This is a genomic window from Massilia aquatica (assembly GCF_011682045.1).
Lineage (GTDB): Bacteria > Pseudomonadota > Gammaproteobacteria > Burkholderiales > Burkholderiaceae_D > Telluria_A > Telluria_A aquatica.
Map to the genome: position 1 here is coordinate 1 of NZ_VVIW01000032.1, position 21,087 is coordinate 21,087.

Below are 21,087 nucleotides of genomic sequence, written 5' to 3' on the forward strand. Positions count from 1 at the left end.
AGCGGCCGCGCCGGCCGCGCCGGCGGCGCCGGGCGCACGTGCTGGCGCGCCGGCAGGCGCGCCGGCCAGGCTGCGCCGGCCCCGGCTTTTTCGAGCGCGAACGCCCCCGGTGCGCGCAGCGCCGCAAAGCCGTTGCGGCAGAAGGCCGGCACTTCGGCGTAGCCGGCGAACAGGATGCCGTCGCCGGCGAGCAGGCGTGACAGGCTGGCGATGGCCGTCGCCACGGTCGGGTCGTCGAAGTAGATCAGCAGGTTGCGGCAAAAGATGACGTCGTAGTAGCCCGGCCGGCTGCAAAAGGCCGGATCGAGAATGTTGGCATGGTTGAAGCTCACCTGGCCGCGGATCTCTTCGCAGATCTGGTATTCGGCGTCCACCGCCGTAAAAAAGCGCTCGCGAAAATCGAGGTGGCGTCCGCGAAAGGCGTTGCGGGTGTAGCGGCCGGCGCGCGCGCGCGCCAGCGCCACCTGCGACAGGTCGACCGCGTCGATGGCGACGTCGGCGCTGGCCACGCCGGCGCTGTGCAGCGACATGGCCATCGAGTACGGCTCTTCGCCGCCCGCGCACGGCACCGACAGGATGCGCAGCGGGCGCGCGCCGCCCGCCTTCAGGCGCCGCACGATGAAGGCGGTGGCCGCAACAAACGCTTCTGCATCGCGGAACATCCATGATTCCGGCACCACCACCAGTTCGGTCAGGGCCGACAATTCGTGCGCGCTGGTGGCGAGCAGGCGTTCGTAGGCCAGCGCGTCGGCCAGCGGAAGCGCCTGCATGCGCCGTTCGACGGCGCGCCCGACCACGGTCTCGGTCAGGTTCAGCCCCGTTGCTTGCTGGAGGCGGTCGCGCGCCTTCATGGCGCCGCTCCCGCGTTGCAAAACAGCAGGGCGCGCACGTCGGGCGCGAGCAGTTGCTCGATGCCGACCAGTTGCAGCATGCCGGCGGCCGCCGCCGCCACCTGGCCGAGGAAAGGCGCGCCGCCCACGCCGGCATCGCGCAAGGCCGCGCCATCGACGCTGTCGACCCCGACCACATGCTCGGCCAGCAGTCCGAGCGGGCGGGTGGCGCCCTCGCCGGCCGGGTAATCGACCAGGATGATGCGCGAGTCGTACCACAGCTGCGCGGGCGCCACCCCGGCCAGGCTGGACAGGTCGATCACCGGCACCGGTTCGCCATGCAGGTCGAGCAGGCCGGCCACCCAGGCCGGAGCGAGCGGAATGGCTTTCAGGGCGGCGGCCGGCACCACCCGCGCCACCGCCCACAAGGGCAGGGCGTAGCGGTCGGCGCCGATGTGAAAGACCATCACTTTCATCGACCCGCTCCTCAGGCGTTGACCGAGAAGGTGGCCACCGACGATTGCAGGTCGCTGGCGGCGTACTGCAACTGATGCACCGCTTCGCTGGTAGCCTTGAGCGATTCGACGGTCTGCTGGGTGGCGTCGTTCAACTGCATCATGGTGTCGGAAATTTGCGAGGCGCCCACCGCCTGCGACTGCATCCCTTGCAGCACCAGGTCGAACTGGGGCGCGAGCTTTTGCACCTGGTCCATCACGGTCGAGAGCTGTTCGCCCACCTGGCGCACTTCGCCCACGCTGCGCCGGATCTCTTCGGAAAATTTGTCCATGCCCATCACGCTGGCCGATACCGCCGACTGCATTTCTTTTAACATCTGCTCGATGTCCCAGGTCGACACCGAGGTCTGGTCGGCCAGGCGCCGGATTTCGGTGGCCACCACCGAGAAACCGCGCCCGGCGTCGCCGGCTTTCTCGGCTTCGATGGCGGCGTTGAGCGAGAGGATGTTGGTCTGGTCGGCCACCTTGGTGATCGTGATCAGGACGCTGTTGATGTTGCTGGCCTTTTCCGACAGCGCGGCCAGCTTGGCGTTGATCGAATCGGTGGCCGAGACCATGTGCTGCATGGTGCTGTCCATGCGCTTCAGGTTTTGCTGGGCGTCGGCGGTGGCGCTGGTGGTGTAGTCGGCCACCGCGGTGGCGTCTTCCATGGTCTTGAGCAGCTGGGTGGTGTTGGCCGAGATTTCCTTGGTGGTCGAGAGGATTTCGATGCTGGTCTGGGCCTGTTCGATGCCGGTCGCTTCCTGCTGCTTGGCCGAGGCGGCGATTTCGGTGGCCGAGGTGGTGACCTGGATGCCGGCCTTTTGCACGTTGTTGAGCAGGATGCGCAGGTTGCCGACCATGGTCTTCAAGCCGTCGCCCATGCGGCCGATGGCGTCGCTGCCGGTAATCGTCACGGTGCCGGTCAGGTCGCCGATGGCGGCCTTGGAGACCACGTCGAGCAGGGCGTCGACATTGGCGCGCAGGGCATTCGTGGCGGCCGCCTCGTTGGCCTGGCCGTCCTGGATCGATTGGGCCATGCGGTTGAATTCCTCGGTGACCTTGCCCAGTTCATCGCGCGACACCACGGCCGCGCGCGCCGACTGCTGGCCGGCGGCGATTCTACCGACTGCCTCGGTCAGGTTGTTGAGGGGATTGAGCAGCGCGCGTGCCAGCATCCAGGCCACGATCGAGGCCAGCGCCACGCACACCGCGCCGCCCAGGCTGAGCAACAGCGACATGGTTTGCTGCAGTTGCGCGGATGCGGATGTGCGCGCCGCCAGCAGGGCGTTTTCCTCCTCGGCGATCTGGGCGATCATGTTGCGCACTTCGCTCACGGTCTGGAAACCGCTGTTGAGTTCGGGCCAGCGGGTGATTTGCTCGGTCGCGTCGGCGGCCTTGCCCAGCGCGCGGCGCTTGGCGACCAGGGGCCGGATGACGGTCTTGAGCCAGTTGGCGGTCATGTCGTCGAGCTTGTGGATGCGGGCGTTCTGGGCCGGATTGTCGCTGGTCAGGCGGATGGCGCGCTGTACGTTGTTCAGCAACGCTTTTTCTTCGTCGATCTGGGGTGTGAGGAAGCGTTCGTCGCCGGTCAGCAAGAAGCCGCGCGTCTCGGCCTGGATTTCCAGCACGCTGGTGGCGATTTTGTTGGTTTCGAGCAGCACTTCCAGGGTATGCCGGTCCCAGCGATTGGCGTCCGACATCTTGGAGAAATTGTTATAGGCCAGGATCAGCAGCGCAAGGATGATGGCGACGATGCCGCCGAAGCCGAGAAACAGCTTGTTCTTGATGCTCAGGTCTTTAAACATGGATGTCTCCGGGTACGATGTTGTTCTCTATAAATGTAACATCGTTGAGGCAGGGAACGGGACATTTCGCTGTGTGGAACGAGAACTTTTTCTGTTCGGGGCCCTTTGATTCGCCCAAAAACGTCGTCCCCGCGAAAAGGCGGGGACGACGGGTCACTGGCTGGTGGTTTTAGCTAAGCTTACTGCCCGCGCTTTTCGCGCGCCACCGCGGCGATGCGCATGCGCAGGGCGTTGAGCTTGATGAAACCGCCGGCGTCGGCCTGGTTGTAGGCGCCGCCATCTTCGTCAAACGTGGCGATGTTCATGTCGAACAGCGAATCGGTCTTCGAATCGCGCGAGACCACGATCACATTGCCCTTGTACAGCTTCATGCGAACCCAGCCGTTGACGGTTTGCTGGGTGTGGTCGATCAGGGTCTGCAGCGCGACGCGCTCCGGCGCCCACCAGTAGCCGTTGTAGATCATCGAGGCGTAGCGCGGCATCAGGTCATCTTTCAGGTGGGCCACTTCGCGGTCCAGGGTGATCGATTCGATGGCACGGTGGCCGCGCAGCATGATGGTGCCGCCCGGGGTTTCGTAGCAGCCGCGCGACTTCATGCCGACGTAGCGGTTTTCGACCAGGTCGAGGCGGCCGATGCCGTGCTTGCCGCCCAGGCGATTGAGTTCGGTCAGCACGGTGGCCGGCGACATGCGCACGCCGTTGACGGCCACGATGTCGCCCTTTTCGTATTCCAGATCCAGGTACTCGGCCTGGTCCGGCGCCGCTTCCGGGCTGACGGTCCAGCGCCACATCGATTCTTCGGCTTCGGCGCTCGGGTTTTCCAGGTGGCGGCCTTCGAAGGAGATGTGCAGCAGGTTGGCGTCCATCGAGTAGGGCGCGCCGCCGTTCTTGTGCTTCATGTCGACCGCGATGCCGGCGTCTTCCGCGTACTTGAGCAGTTTTTCACGCGACAGCAGGTCCCATTCGCGCCATGGAGCGATGATCTTGACGTCCGGCTTGAGTGCGTACGCGCCCAGTTCGAAACGCACCTGGTCGTTGCCCTTGCCGGTGGCGCCGTGCGAAATGGCGTCGGCGCCTGTTTCGCGCGTGATCTCGATCAGGCGTTTGGCGATCAGGGGACGGGCGATCGAGGTGCCGAGCAGGTATTCGCCTTCGTACACGGTGTTGGCGCGGAACATCGGGAACACGAAGTCGCGCACGAATTCTTCACGCACGTCGTCGATGTAGATGTTTTCCGGCTTGATGCCGAACTTGATCGCCTTGGCGCGCGCCGGCTCCAGCTCTTCGCCCTGGCCGAGGTCGGCGGTGAAGGTGACGATTTCGCACTTGTAGTTATCCTGCAGCCATTTCAGGATGACCGAGGTGTCCAGGCCGCCCGAATAGGCGAGGACTACTTTTTTAATGTCGCTCATGGAGATTCCAATCTTGGGTTGACGATGTGGTGTTGTTATTCTGCGCTGCCGGCCAGTTCGCCGAGCAGCAGGTATTCGATCAGCGCCTTCTGCACGTGCAGGCGGTTTTCGGCCTCGTCCCAGACCACCGACTGCGCTCCGTCGATGACCTCGGCCGCGACTTCCTCGCCGCGGTGGGCCGGCAGGCAGTGCATGAAGAGCGCGTCGGGGGCGGCGCGCGCCATCTTGGCGCCATCGACGATGTAGCCGTCGAAGGCCGCCAGGCGGGCCGCGTTTTCCTTCTCGTAGCCCATGCTGGTCCACACATCGGTGTTGACCAGGTGGGCACCCTGGCACGCGTCCGACGGGTTGTCGAAGACGGTGAAGCGGGTGGTCGACACCAGCGAATGGTCGATGTCGTAGCCGGCCGGCGTGGCGACGTTCAGGTGGAAGCCGAACACGTCGGCCGCCTGCAGCCAGGAGTACAGCATGTTGTTGGCGTCGCCCACCCAGGTGACGATCTTGCCGGCGATCGAGCCGCGGTGTTCGACGAAGGTGAAGATATCGGCCAGCACCTGGCACGGGTGGTGTTCGTTGGTCAGGCCGTTAATCACCGGCACGCGCGAGTGGGCGGCGAAGCGCTCGATGATGTCCTGGCCGAAGGTGCGCACCATGATGATGTCGCACATGCGGCTCATGACCTGGCCGGCGTCTTCGACCGGTTCGCCGCGTCCGAGCTGGCTGTCGCGCGTGTTCAGGTAGATCGCGGCGCCGCCCAGCTGGTGCATGCCGGCTTCGAACGAGAGGCGGGTGCGGGTCGAGTTTTTCTCGAACACCATGACCAGGGTGCGGTCGATCAGAGGGTGGTAGACCTCGTAGTTCTTGAACTTGCGCTTGATGATCCTGGCGCGCTCGATCACGTACTCGAATTCGGCCAGCGTGAAGTCGGAAAACTGGAGGAAATGCTTGATCGGTTTATTTGTAGGCATAGACACAACGATTGAATGCGTGAGCCGCAGGCGGCCGGGCCCTGGCGTAGGGTTGCGGATCAATTATAAGGGTTTTGAAAATTTGCCGGGGGCAACCGCATACTATACCGCATGGCGCGCTCGCCCATCGCATGGGTCAGGCATGGCCGCACTGCTCACGGCGCGAAATAGCGGCGTGCCTTGCGTGAGAAGCCGAACGCGTAGATCCACCAGCCCATCAGTAAAGTCAGCAAGATGGTGCTGCGAAACGTGCCGCCGCTGGCGTGGGCCTGATTGGCATACTGTGCCGTCGGCGGCACGTAAGAGACTGCCGCAGTCATTATGCAGATCATCAGGATGCCGAGCCAGCGGCCCGACTGGCGCCGCCTCAGTGTGCCCAGCAGCGCCGCCAGTGCCAACGCGAACACCGCCACGCGTACGCTCATCGAGGCGAGAAGCGGGAGGTAATCGCCTACCCAGAACACGATCAGCAGCAACTGTACGTAGTTTGCTATTCCGCTTGCGAGCAGGATCATGGTGGCGCACAGGGCCAGCAGGAGCAGCCATACCGAGAGCGTCCGCTTGCCTGCAAGCTGGTCGAGCCGGGTTGCCGGACTTGCCGGGGGGTGGTACGGATTGTGCATTTATTAACGCTGGACGACTCCCCATGGCGCCGCTCAGCTCCCGAAATAGCGTTTTGCCCTGGCCGAAAAGCCGAAGCGGTAGCCCCACAAGCCCATCAGCAACGGCAGCAGGATCATGCGACCGAAGGCGCCGCCGCTGCGCTGGGCGTCATTGTCGTACTGCGTCGTATCGGGCATCATCAACATCATGACCGTCAGTCCGGCCAGGACCAGCAGGCCGAGCCAGCGCCCCCAGCCGCGCCGGCGCGCGATGCCGACCACCACGCTCACGCACAAGGCCACCATGGCCAGGCGAATCGCCACGTCGAGCAGGAAGCGGCCATTCATCCAGCCGGGCGCGGCGATCAGCATCCAGATGGAACTGATCGCGCCGAACCCGATCAGGAGCACGATCAACACCAGGACGATCATCAGCAACCATGCCGAGATTGGCCGCTTGCCTGGCGACTGGGGAAGCTCCATCGTGGAGGGGGCCGGGGATTGATAAGGATTATGCATCCAGCAACTATAGGTTTAATCAATCCCGGAAGCAACTCTTTCTTACGTTAAGCCCTGGCGCCGTCGCGTGCCGGCCCGTTTTCCGTCAATAGATCGCCGGCACGTCCGATGCCGGGTGCTCCGGCGCCGTCAGGGGCAGGTCGAGCACGAAGCTGGTGCCGTCCTGCGCATTGCTGACCACCGTGATATGGCCGCCCAGGAGCGAGGTGACGATGTTGTAGCTGATCGACAGTCCCAGCCCGCTGCCGCCTTGTCCCAGCTTGGTGGTGAAAAACGGATCGAAGATGCGCCCCAGGTGTTCGGGCGGGATGCCGCCGCCGTTGTCGTGGAACTCGACCAGCACCCGTCCCTCGGCCGGCATGGCGGCGGTCAGGCGCATGATGCCCTGGTGGCCCGGCGCGAACGCGTGCAGCAGCGCGTTGTTGATGAAATTGGTGACCACCTGGCCGAACGGGCCGGGATAGCTGTCCATCCCGATCGCGTCCGACACGTCCATCGCGATGCTGTGGTTGGCCGCGCGGATGCGGTTCATCATGGTGGCGATGATTTCGTGGCACACCTGCTGCAGGTTGAAGAAGCGGCGCTGTTCGGTGGTGCGGTCGACCGCCACCTGCTTGAAGCTGTTGACCAGGTCGGCCGCGCTGTGCAGGCCGCGCAGCACCAGCGCCGAGGCCTTTTGCGAGTCGGTGATGAAGGCGGCCAGCTCCGAGCGGCGCAGGCCGGGGCCATTGAGCAGGGCCTCGATTTCGGCGGTCTTTTCCTGCATGGTGCTGGCGATCAGCAGGCTGTTGCCGATCGGGGTATTGAGTTCGTGCGCCACGCCGGCCATGAGCGAGCCGAGGGCGGCCAGCTTTTCCTGCGACACCAGCTGGGTCTGCGCATCCTGCAACTGGCGGTAGGCCTCGGCGTTATCGAGCGCGATCGCCCCGTAGGCGCACAGGGTGCGGAAAATCATGCGCTCGTTCTCGCCGTAGGCGTGCGACTGCGGCGCCTGCACCGTCATCACGCCGATGGCGCGCTCGCCCACCGTCAGCGGCACGAACAGCGCGCTCATATTGACCATGGTGCCCGGCACCACCTTGCGGTGTTCGGCGTCGGGCCAGTGCTCGATGTAGATTTCGCGCCGCTGGTCGAGGCAGCGCACCGAATACGCTTCGCGCTTGGCCAGGGGAATGGCGTGGTTCGGCAGCTCGCGGCCCAGCTCCACCCCGAACGCGCGATTGAGCACCGCGCCGGCGGCGTCGATCAGGTAGATGGCGAAGGTGCTGGCCGTGAGCAGGCCGTGGATATGGCGGTCGAGCGCCTGGAACACGGCGGCGGCGTCCAGGTGGGCGGTAATCTCCTGGCCAATGGCCGACAGGCGCTCCAGGGTGGCGCTGGTGCGCTGCAGTACCTCGGCGCGGCGCGCTTCCGATTCGGCCAGCTCGCGGTGGTGGTAACCCTCGGTGCGCGCGTGTTCGGTCTGGTGATGCACCTGCATGGCGATGGCGCGGTTGGTCGCTTCCTGGCTGTGGGTTTTCTCGCGCGAGCTCGATGCCGCCAGCGCCACCTCGTAGGCGCGCGCGTAGTTGCCGGTGGCCGCGTATTCGCGCGCCATGGCGTCGTACAGGTCGCCCGGCACGGTGTAGCCTTCGATGGTCGAGGCCACCGACAGCGCCTGCTGGAGGTAGTGCAGCACCGGGTTCGGTTCGACCATGCCTTCCGGCGCCGGCAGCGCGTGCTGGGCGTGGATCAGGGCCATCACGCGCAAGGCGGCGATCTGGTTGTAGGCGTAGCCGGGGGCGGCGGCCATGGCGGCGGCGTCGGCGGCCACCGCGATGGCATCGCGCGCGCGCCCCAGGTGCGAGAGCGCATGCGCCTGGCCGCGCCGCGCGATGCTGCGAAAATCGGACTGGTCGAGCACTTCGGCGCGCGCCGCCAGGCGCACAAAGGCGTCGAGCGCGCCGTCGTAGTCGCCCTGGTCGAGCGACAGGTCGCCCAGGTATTGCAGGGCGATGGCGTAGCTGCGCGCGTTTTCCAGCGGTTTGAGGATCACCAGCGCTTCCTGCAGCATGTCGTGGGCGGCGTCGAGCTGGCCGAGGCGGCGCAGGGTGTCGGCGCTGTGCATCAGGCAGGCGCCGACGCTGCGCGGCCAGCCGGTGGGGCGCGCCAGTTCGAGCGCGCACTGGACCCATTCGAGCGCCGAGTGGTGGTCGTTAAGGATGGTGAAGTCTTCGCCGATGTTGGTGGCGGCGGTGATGGCGGCGCGCACCTGGCCGGTGTCGAGCGCCGATTCGTAGCAGCGCATGTAGTGGCCGGCGGCGGCGCCGAAATCGGCCGCCTGGCTGGCGGCCAGGCCGTGGAAGTCGTTGACCCAGGTGGCGAGCGATGGATGCAGGCCGGTGCTGTCGGCGTCGAAGCGCTGGCCCCAGCGGGCGATGGCGGCGCCGGGGTCGAGCAGCACGGCCCAGCGCGCGATGGCCGCTTCGGCCAGGTCGCAGCGCAGGGCGTCGCCGCCGGCACGGGCGCTGGCGGCGGCCGCGGTGAAGGCGGCATCGCTGGCGTCATGGTCGCCGCGGTCGACCGCGATCCAGGCCAGCAGCCAGTGGGCGTCGGCGCAGCCGGCATGGTCGTTCAGGAGCGTGAAGTGGGACAGCAGTTCCTGCGCATGGGCGCAGGCCAGGTCGAGCGCGCCGTCGAGCCACTCGCATTCGGCGTGCAGCAGGTGCATGCGCGCTTCCAGGCTGGCGCAGTCGATCGGGGGGAGGTCGGACAGGGGGAGTTGGGAGAGTGCTTCGCCGGCCAGCATGAGGGCGCGCGCCGGATCGCGCTGGCGCAGGTGCCAGGCCAGCGGCAGCAGCACCGGCAAGCGCTCCATGCCGCGCAGCGAGGGCAGCGCGGACTCCCATTGTGCAACGTTGACATCGACGGTGAACATCTCCATTGCCGGGACCCCTTTACGATGGTGTTGCCATTGTATGCTGAAAAGGGAGGGATAGAAATAATGGTTGCGGCAACGCTCAAGCGCGCGCAGTCGTTTGGGTTGTTAAAAATCGTTAAGTGCACGGCGGAGCCTTGTCCCTGTTGCCGGGCGGCTCACTGCGGCAAACTGTCTCGTTTCACAGTCTCGTTCTGTCTCGTTTTGTCTCGTTTCGTCTCGTTTTGAACCAAGGCCCAGCGCGGCTGTCCAAATGAGACGAAACGAGACAAAACGAGACGAAAATGGACCCTCAAACGAGACAACTTGCCGCAGTGAGCCCGCCGGCAACAGGTGCAACACTGGCGCATTTGGTTTCCTATCTGAATGCGCGCGGCGACGATATGCCGGTCGATGAAGCGCTGGCCATGGCGATCGACGCCTGGCTGGCCGCCGACCAGCGTCGTCTGGCAGGCGGTGCAGTCATCGGTTATCAATGGAAATGCCTTTTCTTGCCGGACGGTACCCATGTTCGCATGCGATGCAAGGCACTGACTTACTACGCCGTGGTGGAGGGCGACGCGCTCTTGTACGAGGGCCGCAGCGTGTCGCCACGCGGCATGACGCTCGCCATTGCGGGCGAGGGACGTAACGCGTGGAGTGCGCTGATGGTGCGCCGCCCCGGCGATGCAAACTGGCAGTACGCATCGGTTTTGCGCGCCCGCATCGAACGCACCATGCGCCCGCCGCAAGTGCTTGTGCCGCCGCTGATACACGCGCAATGGCGCGCGCAGCCGCAGCCGCAGGCAATTACCCAGGCCGACAGCCTGGCGACCGCCGCACGCTGCATGTCGGATGCCTTGCGCAGCGCCATGGCGGTGGTGGACCACATGAACGCGCAGGCCGCGCAGCAGCAGGACGAGCGGCGTCGCGGGAGATGCCGCCGCGAGTCCGACAGGCACCCCGACGATATCGCCTTCGAGTGATGACCGCACTTCGCCATCGCCAGCTGCAGTTGGCATGCACTGCGGGAACGGGGTTTCAGCAATGACGGCAGCGGGCCGCCGGCCGGTCAGTACAAAGTCTGCGCCGACTCGTGCAGCAGCTGCCCGTACAGGGTGTGGCGGAATTTGGCGATTTTGCCTTCCGCGACCGCGGTAAGGATCGCGCACTGCGGCTCGATCAGGTGGCGGCAGTTGTAGAACTTGCACCCGCCCAGGTAGGGCCCGAATTCCACGAACGCGCGTTCCAGCATGCCTTCGCTCAGGTGGTACAGGCCGAACTCCTGGAAACCCGGCGAATCGATGATCGACGCGTGCTCGCCCAGCGAATACAGACGGGTAAAGGTGGTGGTGTGCTTGCCGGTGTCGAGCGCCGCCGAAATTTCGCGCACGGCGATGTCGGCGTCGGGCACCAGCAGGTTGATCAGCGAGGACTTGCCCATGCCCGACTGGCCGATGAAAATCGACGATTGCCCTTCCAGCAGCGGCATCAGGGTGGCCACCGCGTGCTCCGGATTGGCGCGCGCCGACACTTCATGCAGCGGATAGCCGAGCGAGGTGTACATCAACAGGCGCTCGCGCGCCTTGGGCAGCAGGTCGGCCACGTCGGTCTTGTTGAGGATCAGGTGCGCCTCGATGCCGGCCGCTTCGGCCGCCACCAGCGAGCGCGAAATCAGGTCGTCGGCAAAACCCGGCTCGGTCGCCACCACGATGAACAGGCGGCTCAGGTTGGCCGCCAGCAGCTTCGATTTGTACTGGTCCGAACGGTACAGCAAGGTCTTGCGCTCGGTGATCGACTCGATCACGGCCTGGTCTTCGGAGGTCATCTTGAGGTTGACCACGTCACCTACGGCGATGTTGGTCTTCTTGCCGCGCGTGACGCATTGCAGCTTGCGTCCGTCCACGTCGGCCAGGTAATGGCGTCCGTGGGCGGCGATGATGATGCCGGTCAGGCCGGACGGCGCCGGTGCCGGCGCAGTCTTGCCGCTCATGCGCCGCCCCGCTGCTCGAACAGCGCATCGGCCTTGGCCGCGCAGATGAAGTCGTTGTCAGACAGCGCGCCGCCGGCCGAATGGGTGTTGTAGCGCACTGCGCACTCCTTGTAGGTGACCGTCAGTTCCGGATGGTGGTCCTGATGGTGGCTGATCCAGGCCAGCGCGTTAACGAAGGCCATGGTGTCGTAGTAGTTTTTAAAGGTAAAGCTGCGGGTCAGCTTGCCGTCGGCGACGTGCCAGCCGGGCACCTGCGGCAGCAGGGCGGCAATGGCATGCGCGTCGAGGGCGGCGGCTTGGGCGCTGCAGGTTTGCGCGAGCAGGGTCATCGGATTGCCAGGTTGAGTTGATGGATGCGGATGCTGGCCGGCGGGTGCGAGTCGTAAAAGGTCGAGTGCAGCCGGTCCGGCGTGAGCGTGGAGGCGTTTTCTTCGTACATCTTGACCAGCGCGGAAATCAGGTCGCGCGCGTCGGTATGGTTGGCGGCAAAGGCGTCGGCTTCGAACTCGTGCTTGCGCGAGCTGATCGAGGTCAGCGGCGAGAGCACGAAGGTAAACACCGGCAGTACCAGCATGAACAGCAGCAGGGCCACGGCGTCGCTCGGCACGCCCGGCATGGGGTCGAAACCCAGGCCGCTGTAGAACCAGGCCTGGTTTTTCAGGTAGCCGAGAAGAAACAGAAAGGCCAGTGAGACGATCGAACCGACGATCATGCGCTTGAGGTTGTGGCGCAGCTTGAAGTGGCCCAGTTCGTGCGCCAGCACCGCTTCGATCTCGGGGCCGGTCAGGCTGGCGACCAGGGTGTCGAAAAACACCACGCGCTTGTTGGCGCCGAAACCGTAGAAGAAGGCGTTGCTGTGGCCGCTGCGCCTGGAGCCGTCCATCACGAACAGGCCCTTGGCGGCAAAGTCGACCCGCGCCATCAAGCCTTCGATGCGCTGGCGCAGGCTGTCATCCTTCAAGGGCTCGAATTTATTGAACAGCGGCATGATCAGGGTCGGGGCGATCACCATCATGATCAGCTGGAAGGCGATCCAGACCAGCCAGGTGTACAGCCACCAGAGGCCGCCGCTTTTTTCCATCAGCTGCAACACGACCCAGATCAGCGGCAGGCCGAGCACCAGGCCGAGGGCGGTGCTTTTCACGGCGTCGGCGATCCACAGGCCCAGGCTCATCTTGTTGAAACCGAAACGTTGTTCGAGCACGAACTGGCGGTAGTAGTCGAACGGCATGTCGAGCACGCCGCTGACGGCGGCGAAGGCGACCAACAAGGCGATCTGGAATGTGATGCCGGCGCCGGTGTGGGGCAGCAGGGCGATGGCCAGCCATTGCAGCCCGCCGAGCAGGGTGAAGCCGATCAGCACGGCGCTGCTGAACACCAGGCTGATCAGGCCGAAATGGATCTTGGCGGCGGTGTAGTCGGCCGCCTTCTGGTGCGCTGCAAGGGGAATTTTTTCGGCAAAATCGGCCGGGACCGCGCCACGGTGGCCCATTACGTGGCGCAACTGGCGGGTGGACAGCCAAAAGCGCAGCAACAGGCTCAAAATGAAGAAAGAAACGAACAATATCGAAAACGCGAGTGAAGACATTCTGTGCCTGTGAGAAAATGCAGGATTGTTTAGGCCAAGAGAGAATTATGTCACATGCCACTGATTTAGCAGCACCGGCCGCGTTGCCGCGCCCAAATGAGTTCAACCTGGTTTGGGTGGACATGGAAATGACCGGCCTGGAGCCGGACACCGACCGCATCATCGAAGTGGCGGTCGTCGTCACCGACATGCACCTGAACATCCTGGGCGAAGGCCCGGTGTTCGCCATCCACCAGTCGGACGAAACGCTCGACAAGATGGATGCGTGGAACAAGGGCACCCACGGCCGTTCCGGGCTGATCGAGCGCGTCAAGGCCTCGACCGTGACCGAAGCCGAAGCGGAAGCGGCGCTGATCGCCTGGCTGAAAAATTACGTTCCTGCTGGCAAGTCGCCAATGTGCGGCAATACCATCTGCCAGGACCGCCGCTTCATGGTGCGCGGCATGCCCAAGCTGGAAGCGTTCTTCCACTACCGCAACCTGGATGTGTCGACCCTGAAAGAGCTGTGCAAGCGCTGGAAGCCGGAAATCGTGAGCGGCTTCAAGAAGCACCAGAAGCACACGGCGCTGGCCGACATTCTCGAATCGATCGAAGAGCTGCGCTACTACCGCGAGCATTTCATCAAGCTGTAATCTGCTTTACCTCAGTCCCGGCCGTCCTGGCCGGGGCATGCTTTCCCTTCCTGCTGTAGCGCCGCCGCCTGCGGCCTGGTCTACATTTGAACCAACAGTGGCGTTTTCCTCTAGAATGATCTTTACGCAACAAGCGAGGGATCTGCGACATGAACACTGTGACGATGCGGTCCGGAAGCGTTATCCCCGCGCTCGGACAAGGCACCTGGAACATGGGGGAAGACCCGGCGCGGCGCCAGGCCGAGATCGGCGCGCTGCAACTGGGCATCGATCTGGGCATGGGCTTGATCGACACGGCTGAGATGTACGGCGAGGGCGGGGCCGAGCAGGTGGTCGGCGCGGCGATTGCCGGGCGGCGCGAGCAGGCGTTTATCGTCAGCAAGGTCTATCCGCACAACGCCGGCAAGCGCGCGCTGCGCGAGGCGTGCGAGCGCAGCTTGCAGCGGCTCGGAACCGACCGCATCGACCTGTACCTGTTGCACTGGCGCGGGGCGGTGCCCCTGTCGGAGACGCTCGACGCCTTCCAGGCGCTCAAGAAAGACGGCAAGATCCTCGATTTTGGCGTGAGCAATTTCGATCTGGGCGACATGCTCGAAGCCGAGGCCTTGCCGGGCGGGCGCGCGATTGCGCTCAACCAGGTGCTGTTCAACCTGGTCAAGCGCGGGATCGAGTGGGACTTGCTGCCGTGGTCGCGCAAGCAGGGCATGCCGGTGATGGCGTATTCGCCGCTGGAGTCGGCCGGCCGCGAGCGCGCGCTGTTGCTGGCCAATCCGGCCCTGGTGGCGGTGGCGCAGCGGCATGGCTGCACGGCGGGGCAGATCGCGCTGGCCTGGCTGCTGCGCCAGGACGGGGTGGTGGCCATTCCCAAGGCGGCCGATCCGGCGCATGTGCGCGAGAACCGGGCGGCGGCCGATGTGGTGCTCACCGCCTTCGATCTGGAAGACCTGGACCGGGCCTTTCCGCCGCCGAAGAAGCGGCAGGCGCTGGCGATGCGCTAGGGCACGAGTTAGCGATAGCAGTCTAGCCGTCGTCCCCGACGGAGCTTGGGTTAAGGGGCGCAATACTGTGTCACGGAGTTCGGCAGTATTGGAAAACGGCATATCCAATTTAAACGCGATAGCAACGCAATTAGGCCCTGGGAGAACGGCATGGTCAGGATCGTGCGTGTGGTTGGCGAGCGCGGCAAGGAAGTCGGCTCCATCCTGTGGCGCTGCGTCTACAGCTTCAGCCTGACCTTGCTCTGCTCCGCCGGCCTGGCCTTCATCCCGCAGGGACCGGAATCGCTGCGCCTGGTCAGCCATCCGGGCTGGACCTTTCCCGTGTTCATCTTCGCCGTGGCCGCCTGGTCCACCGCCGCCTGGTACAGCGCGCGCCTGACCCTGGGCCGCGTGTTCGACGGCACCTCGCTGCTGGACCGCACCGACACGCCCTTCGTCAATCACATCCGCATGTGGCTGCCGCGCTTTCTCGGCATCGTGCCGGCCAGTGTGCTGTCGATCCAGTTCCAGCGCATGGGCCAGCCCGCGCTGGCGCTGGCCTGCTTCGCCACCGCCTTTGCCATGGGCGTGTTCGTGGTCAAGCGGCGCGCCTGGTTCGCCTCGCGCTTTCGCGGCTTCGACGGCGGGACCGCCCCGATGCGCTTCGAATCGCTGCAACAGCGTACCGTGCTGACGGTCTCGATCGCCATCGTGCTGACCTTCCTGCTGCTGTTCGCGGTCTGGATCTGGCCGGTCGAAGTGACGCGCCTGGTCAGCGCGCCGGCGCTGCTGTGCTTCGCCTTTGCCAGCTGGATCCTGTTCGGCGACCTGGTGCTGACCTATTACTTCAAGCAGGCCAGGCTGCCGTCGATGGCGGCGCTGCCGCTGCTGCTGTTCGTCGTGTTCAGCCTGTGGAACGATAATCACCAGGTCAAGCTGCTGCCGGCCAGCCCGGGCGACCCGCCAGTGATCCGGCGCCCGATCGACGATCACCTCGACGCCTGGCTGCAAACGCGCGTGGACAGCGGCGCGCTGGTGCCGGGACGGCCGTTTCCGCTGTTCGTGGTGGCCGCCGAGGGCGGCGGCATCCGCGCCGCCTACTGGACCGGCATGGTGCTGGCCAAGCTGCAGGACGACAGCGAGGCGCGCTTCGGACGCCATCTGTTCGCCCTGAGCGGCGTCTCCGGCGGCAGCCTGGGCGGCAGCGCCTTTGCGGCCCTGGTGGCGGACGCCGGCACTGGCGGGCTGGACGGCGCGGCGTGCGCACGCGGCGCGCGCGACGGCGCCTATCAGGCGTGCATGCGCAATGTGCTGCAGCGCGATTTCCTCTCGCCCACGCTGGGCTACGCCTTGTATCCGGACATGCTGCAGCGTTTCCTGCCGTTCGCGCTGCCCCCGGCCGACCGGGCGCGCGCGATGGAAGCGGCCTGGGCGCAGGGCTGGGAAAGCGCCACCGGCAACAGCCGCTTCGGGCGCCGCTTCGACCAGCTGTGGGCGGCCGATCCGGCCATGAACGTGCCCTCGCTGCTGCTCAACGCCACCCTGGTCGATGGCGGCAACCGCATCATCGCCAGCGACCTGGTGATCGACGGGCGCTTTCCGGACGCCTACGACGCGCTCGACCCGCTGCTCGACCTGCGCCGGATGAGCCTGGCCACGGCGGTGCACAACAGCGCGCGCTTCAGCTACATCAGCCCGGCGGGCACGGTGTCGGCCTGCCACCAGGGCACGACTCTGGTGGCGTGCGCACCGGGGCGCGAGCGGCGGCCGTGGGGGAGGGTGATCGACGGCGCCTATTTCGAGAACTCCGGGGTCGAATCGGTGCGCGACCTGCTGTTCGCGATGCGGCCCAGGCTGGCGCAGTGGCGCGAACGCGGCTACGACATCGACACGGCCGTGATTGTCATCAGCAATTCGCCGGACGCCATTGCGCCGTCGGGCAAGCAGGATCCGGCCAATGCGCGCATGGACACCACCTTCCTGTCGGAATTGCTGGCCCCGCCGCTGGGTCTGTTCAACACCCGCACCGCGCGCGCCACCTTTGCGGTGACGGCCGGGCTGCGCGACATGGCGGTGATTTTGCCGGCGGGACCGGAACGTTTCGTGTGGTTCGGCATGCACTCGGCCAACGAGACGCCGCTGGGCTGGGCGCTGGCCACCGAAACCTTCGACGGCATCGATGCGCTGCTCCAGCCGCCGCATGAGGGCAAGCTGCCGTTCAAAAGCGTGCTGGCGCGCCTGCCTCCGCCCTGAACTGTGCGGGAGGAAAGAATTGTTCGCTTACGTGGGTTGGCGAACGGAAGGATTCGGGGGGAAGGGGTATTGTTGTGTCTCAGACAAACAGGAGGCGCTATGACCAAGAACACCAACGACCCAAGTGAGCAACTGCAGCGCGAAAACGAGCAGGCGCAGCAGGACGCGACCAAGAGCCGTCAGCGTGCTGAAGCGGAAGAAGTCGCCGGCAACCACAAGAACGACGGCATCAAGGACCACCAGGGTGCCGATAAAGGCCCACGCGGCCAGTAAATCGCCCCGGTAGTTCGCTGCATCGGCCCGGCGTGTTCCTTTACAGGAGCGTGCCGGGCCGATGTGCGTTGCGGGGGCGCTATTGATGGAAAGTGCGGAAACCACCTCTGCACCAATCAGCCAAAAAAGAACTCCATGAAGCCCGCCTCGCCATCAGGTCTCAGCACGCGTCGGGAAATGGCGCGCATCTCGTCGAGAAAACCGGGCAAGCAGTTGAAATCATCATCGATCGAGGAGGGAAATGATGGGCGAGAACTTCGCGCAGTTTGAAAAGTGGCTCGGCACCGAGAATAATAGCTGGTATGAATATCATCTTCACGTCGCTGCCGAGGAGTTGCAGAAATTTTCGCAAGACGAGTGGGACCATTTGCTCGCCGCTGCGCTGTCCAGGCCTGCCTGGTGGCAGGAGCGCTGTGCGGAAGCGGTCGGTGAGGGCGAGGCCGATCAAGGCGTGCCCATCTTGCTGGCCTTGCTTGGTTCACCTTACCTCTTGGTCATGTCCATCGTGGCCAGCGAACTCGATAACATGGAGGTGCGCCTGCCGGCCCGTTACGAGCCAGTACTGCGGCAATTGTCGGCTCGGTTGGAAGAGGCGGGCAGTTCGCGCGCCAGCGATGTGCGGCGCTTGCTGACGCAGTTGCTGTAAGGTGGTCAGTACCGGACTGTTGCCCCATTCGCGCCCGTAAAATGCACGAAAATAGTGCGCCGCCGCATCTTCCTGGCTCATCTGTGATGTAATTGCGGCGTCCCCGCTCTTTTCCACCGTTCAATGTCCGACCCGCGTACCGCCTGGCTCACCGCCTTATTACCCCCGCCTAACAGTGCCGGCCGCCTCGAACAATGGCGCGCCAGCGTGGCCGCCTTCCTGGCGCTGATCCTCACCGGCGCCATGTGTACCTGGACCGGCGGCGCCGCCGGCTTGTGGCTGATCGCCCCGATGGGCGCCTCCGCCGTGCTGCTGTTCTGCCTGCCGGCCAGTCCCCTGGCCCAGCCGTGGGCCGTCATTGGCGGCAACGTGGTTTCGGCGCTGGTGGGCGTGGCTTGCGTCAAGTCGGGCCTGTCGCCGCAGGTCGCGGCGCCCTTGGCCGGCGGCCTGGCGATTGCCGCCATGTTCGCGCTGCGCTGCCTGCATCCGCCGGGCGGGGCGGTGGCGCTCACCGCCGTGCTGGCCGGCCCCGCCGTGCATGAGCTGGGGTTCGGTTTTGCCTTGATGCCGGTGGCGCTCAACTGCGTGCTGATGGTGGGCGGCGCGCTGGTCGTCAACAACCTGACCGGGCGGCGCTATCCGCACCGCCAGCAATCGGCCATGCAGAACGTGCACGACACGGCCGACACGGTGCCGACGGCGCGCCTGGGTTTTCGCAGCGCCGACCTGGACGCCGTGCTGGCGCGCTACGACCAGGTGCTCGACGTCAGCCGCGACGACTTGGAGGGCATCATCCTGGCCACCGAAACGGCGGCGTACGGACGCCGCTTCGGCGTGATCCGCTGCGGGCAGATCATGTCGACCGACGTGGTGACGCTCGAATTCGGGACCGCGCTGGCCGACGCCTGGCGCCTGATGCGGCATCACCAGGTGCATGCGTTGCCGGTGCTGAACCGGGCGCGGCGGGTGATCGGGATCGTGACCCAGACCGATTTTTTGCGCCACAGCGACCTGGACGTCTACAGCGGACTGGGAAAACGCCTGCGCGCACTGCTGCAACGCAGCGGGCTCACGCATACGGACAAACCGGAAGTGGTGGGGCAGATCATGACGGCCAAGGTGGCCACGGCGCATGTGCAGACGCCGATCGTGGAACTGGTGCCGGTGATGGCCAACGCCGGCCTGCACCACATTCCCGTGGTCGACGACGAAGACCGGTTTGCCGGCATCGTCACCCAGTCCGACCTGGTGGCAGCGCTGTATCAGGGCCGCCTGTCGGAACTGGCCGAACTGGCGCCGGCGGCGTAGCGCCGCGCTGGCGTCCCAATGCTTACTCGGCGGCCGGATCGGCGCCGCAGCACTTCTTGTACTTCTTGCCGCTGCCGCAAGGGCACTCGTCGTTACGGCCGACTTTCGGCTCCTCGCGCTTCAGGGTGGTCACCGGCGCCTTGCGCAGCGGCACCCAGAAACGGTGAATGGCCGGCAGGTTGGCCTGGATATCCAGGGCCAGCTTGTGGCCTTTCATCGGCGTATCGACTTCTTTCAGTTCTTCTTCTTCGATCTCGTCGGCGCCGAGCAGGTAGATCGGGCGCATGAGCGGCTCCAGGTCCGATTCCCAGATCGGATCCCACGAACCCGGGCGCAGTTCCATGCCTTCCCAGAAGCCCCAGCACCAGGCTTCGCCGTCGAGCAGCATGGTGCCTTCGTGTTCGGCTTCGCAGAACAGCGGCTCGAATTCCTTCGGCGCGATTTCGAACGTCACCAGCACTTCGTTCATGAAGCGCATGATCAGCTCGATGATGCGCTCTTCTTCCTTGGCGTTCTTGAACTTGGGGACGCTCTTTTCATCCTCGCCCCACACCTTCGGCAGCCATTCGGCCGGCATGATGGTTTCCGGACCCATCGCCACGGCGGTCAGGTATCCGTGCAGGGTGTCCATGGTCATGGCGTCTTCCGCACTGCGGTCGGACAGGAGGAACTGGTCGAGTTCGTCGAATTCTTTTTCTGAGAGGGGCTGGTCGAGTTGCATGGCGTGCTCTTGTATTGATCGTTGAAGCCGCTAGTTTAACGCGTTCGCGCATCGGGACGTACTGTTAAATGCGGGCCGCCGTACAATAGCGGCCATGACGACGCCATTTTCCGACCCCGACACCCCCGCCACCCACCCGTTCTCGAACCTGAGCCCGGAGTGCGTGCTCGACGCGCTCGACAGCGTCGGCCTGCGCGCCGACGGCCGCCTGCTGGCCCTGAACAGCTACGAAAACCGCGTCTACCAGGTCGGCATGGAAGACGAGGCGCCGGTGGTCGCCAAGTTCTACCGCCCCGAGCGCTGGAGCGACGCCGCCATCCTGGAAGAGCACGCGTTTGTGGAAGAGCTGACGGAGCGCGAAATCCCGGTGGTGCCCGCGCTCACCTTGGGCGGGCGCACCCTGCACAGCTTCGGCGGCTTCAGCTTTGCCGTGTTCCCGCGCCGGGGCGGCCGCGCGCCCGAGCTCGACGACCCGGCCGTGCTGGAATGGACCGGTCGCTTCATCGGCCGCATCCACGCGGTCGGCGCCCTGAAAAGCTACAGCGAACGGCCCGCGTTAACGATCGACACCTTCGGACGCGAACCGCGCGACTACCTGCTGGCCAATAACTTCATCCCGCCCGAACTGCTGGCCGCCTGGACCAGCGTAGTCGACCAGGCCCTGGACGGCGTGCGCCACTGCTACGCGCGCGCGGGCGACTTGGCCGGGGCCCAGCTGCGCCTGCACGGCGACTGCCACGTCGGCAACGTGCTGTGGACCCCGGACGGCCCGCACTTTGTCGACTTCGATGACAGCCGCACCGGTCCCGCCATTCAGGACCTGTGGATGCTGCTCTCGGGCGAGCGGCGCGACATGGTGCGCCAGATGAGCGACATCCTGGCCGGCTACGAAGACTTTGCCGATTTCGACGAGCGCCAGCTCAACCTGATCGAAGCGCTGCGCACCCTGCGCCTGATCCATTACTCGGCCTGGCTGGCACGGCGCTGGAACGATCCGGCATTCCCCGTCGCGTTCCCGTGGTTTAATACACAACGTTACTGGCAAGACCGCATCCTCGAACTGCGCGAACAGATCGCCTTGATGGATGAGCCGGCGCTGTGGTGACGCGCCTACTGTCGAGCAAAGCGCCGAATTGACCCGCTTTTCCGCGTCTGATCCGTGCGCCG

The 21,087-nt window shown here is 65.2% G+C and carries 20 protein-coding genes; 8 read left to right on the plus strand and 12 right to left on the minus strand.

What is annotated here, in order from left to right:
• The 8 genes from F1609_RS30410 to F1609_RS30445 form a co-directional block, all read right to left on the minus strand.
• Nucleotides 1-851: CheR family methyltransferase (locus F1609_RS30410; protein WP_167081066.1), on the minus strand; the 851-nt coding region annotated here is incomplete at its 3' end.
• Entirely contained in the window at nt 848-1,306 is a 459-nt protein-coding gene (locus F1609_RS30415) for a chemotaxis protein CheW (RefSeq protein WP_167081067.1), read from the minus strand. The genes F1609_RS30410 and F1609_RS30415, both read right to left, overlap by 4 nt.
• A gap of 11 nt (nt 1,307-1,317) precedes the next feature.
• Nucleotides 1,318-3,132 carry a methyl-accepting chemotaxis protein gene (locus F1609_RS30420; protein WP_167081069.1) on the minus strand — a complete coding sequence of 605 codons (1,815 nt, stop codon included), beginning with the start codon at nt 3,130-3,132 and terminating at the stop codon, nt 1,318-1,320.
• A 179-nt stretch (nt 3,133-3,311) separates the two neighbouring features.
• On the minus strand, nt 3,312-4,544 hold the full coding sequence (locus F1609_RS30425; protein WP_167081071.1) for an argininosuccinate synthase: 1,233 nt from the start codon (nt 4,542-4,544) through the stop codon (nt 3,312-3,314).
• A gap of 35 nt (nt 4,545-4,579) precedes the next feature.
• On the minus strand, nt 4,580-5,512 hold the full coding sequence (gene argF / locus F1609_RS30430) for an ornithine carbamoyltransferase (RefSeq protein WP_167081072.1): 933 nt from the start codon (nt 5,510-5,512) through the stop codon (nt 4,580-4,582).
• A 155-nt stretch (nt 5,513-5,667) separates the two neighbouring features.
• Entirely contained in the window at nt 5,668-6,135 is a 468-nt protein-coding gene (locus tag F1609_RS30435) for a hypothetical protein (RefSeq protein WP_167081074.1), read from the minus strand.
• Between the two features lie 33 nt (nt 6,136-6,168).
• Nucleotides 6,169-6,546, minus strand: a complete 378-nt coding sequence (locus tag F1609_RS30440; RefSeq protein ID WP_206752977.1) for a hypothetical protein — start codon at nt 6,544-6,546, stop codon at nt 6,169-6,171.
• A 172-nt stretch (nt 6,547-6,718) separates the two neighbouring features.
• Nucleotides 6,719-9,556 (minus strand): ATP-binding protein, encoded by a 2,838-nt coding sequence (locus F1609_RS30445; protein WP_167081077.1) that lies wholly within the window; start codon nt 9,554-9,556, stop codon nt 6,719-6,721.
• Between the two features lie 278 nt (nt 9,557-9,834).
• On the opposite strand from F1609_RS30445, the gene F1609_RS30450 reads away from it, so the two are divergent.
• The gene (locus F1609_RS30450) at nt 9,835-10,515 is read left to right on the plus strand and encodes a hypothetical protein (protein ID WP_167081079.1); all 681 of its coding nucleotides are present in this window, start codon (nt 9,835-9,837) and stop codon (nt 10,513-10,515) included.
• 86 nt (nt 10,516-10,601) lie between these two features.
• On the opposite strand, the gene rsgA is transcribed toward F1609_RS30450, so the two are convergent.
• Genes rsgA through F1609_RS30465 form a run of 3 tightly spaced genes read right to left on the minus strand, consistent with a single transcriptional unit; the run spans nt 10,602 to nt 13,110 of the window.
• The gene (rsgA, locus tag F1609_RS30455) at nt 10,602-11,522 is read right to left on the minus strand and encodes a ribosome small subunit-dependent GTPase A (RefSeq protein WP_167081080.1); all 921 of its coding nucleotides are present in this window, start codon (nt 11,520-11,522) and stop codon (nt 10,602-10,604) included.
• Complete coding sequence (locus tag F1609_RS30460; protein ID WP_167081081.1) at nt 11,519-11,851, minus strand: 4a-hydroxytetrahydrobiopterin dehydratase; 333 nt, start codon at nt 11,849-11,851, stop codon at nt 11,519-11,521. The genes rsgA and F1609_RS30460 overlap by 4 nt, the downstream gene beginning before the upstream one ends.
• Nucleotides 11,848-13,110, minus strand: coding sequence for a M48 family metallopeptidase (locus F1609_RS30465; RefSeq protein WP_167081083.1), 1,263 nt, complete (start codon nt 13,108-13,110; stop codon nt 11,848-11,850). Before F1609_RS30465 ends, F1609_RS30460 begins: the two co-directional genes overlap by 4 nt.
• Nucleotides 13,111-13,157: 47 nt before the next feature.
• Between F1609_RS30465 and orn the strand changes: the two genes are divergently transcribed.
• The 6 genes from orn to F1609_RS30495 all read left to right on the plus strand — a co-directional run bounded on the left by orn (nt 13,158) and on the right by F1609_RS30495 (nt 19,199).
• Complete coding sequence (gene orn, locus F1609_RS30470; protein ID WP_167081084.1) at nt 13,158-13,742, plus strand: oligoribonuclease; 585 nt, start codon at nt 13,158-13,160, stop codon at nt 13,740-13,742.
• Between the two features lie 149 nt (nt 13,743-13,891).
• The gene (locus tag F1609_RS30475) at nt 13,892-14,740 is read left to right on the plus strand and encodes an aldo/keto reductase (protein ID WP_167081085.1); all 849 of its coding nucleotides are present in this window, start codon (nt 13,892-13,894) and stop codon (nt 14,738-14,740) included.
• Nucleotides 14,741-14,890: 150 nt separating this feature from the next.
• On the plus strand, nt 14,891-16,972 hold the full coding sequence (locus F1609_RS30480; RefSeq protein ID WP_167081086.1) for a hypothetical protein: 2,082 nt from the start codon (nt 14,891-14,893) through the stop codon (nt 16,970-16,972).
• 99 nt (nt 16,973-17,071) lie between these two features.
• Nucleotides 17,072-17,245 (plus strand): hypothetical protein, encoded by a 174-nt coding sequence (locus tag F1609_RS30485; protein WP_167081087.1) that lies wholly within the window; start codon nt 17,072-17,074, stop codon nt 17,243-17,245.
• Between the two features lie 241 nt (nt 17,246-17,486).
• Complete coding sequence (locus tag F1609_RS30490; protein ID WP_167081088.1) at nt 17,487-17,891, plus strand: hypothetical protein; 405 nt, start codon at nt 17,487-17,489, stop codon at nt 17,889-17,891.
• Nucleotides 17,892-18,014: 123 nt separating this feature from the next.
• Complete coding sequence (locus F1609_RS30495; protein ID WP_167081089.1) at nt 18,015-19,199, plus strand: HPP family protein; 1,185 nt, start codon at nt 18,015-18,017, stop codon at nt 19,197-19,199.
• A gap of 22 nt (nt 19,200-19,221) precedes the next feature.
• Here the strand turns inward: F1609_RS30495 and F1609_RS30500 are convergent, their stop codons facing one another.
• Nucleotides 19,222-19,920 (minus strand): UPF0149 family protein, encoded by a 699-nt coding sequence (locus F1609_RS30500; protein ID WP_167081090.1) that lies wholly within the window; start codon nt 19,918-19,920, stop codon nt 19,222-19,224.
• 94 nt (nt 19,921-20,014) lie between these two features.
• On the opposite strand from F1609_RS30500, the gene F1609_RS30505 reads away from it, so the two are divergent.
• Nucleotides 20,015-21,025: a serine/threonine protein kinase gene (locus F1609_RS30505; RefSeq protein WP_167081091.1), complete on the plus strand. Its 1,011-nt coding sequence runs from the start codon at nt 20,015-20,017 to the stop codon at nt 21,023-21,025.
• The last annotated feature ends 62 nt before the right edge of the window (nt 21,026-21,087 follow it).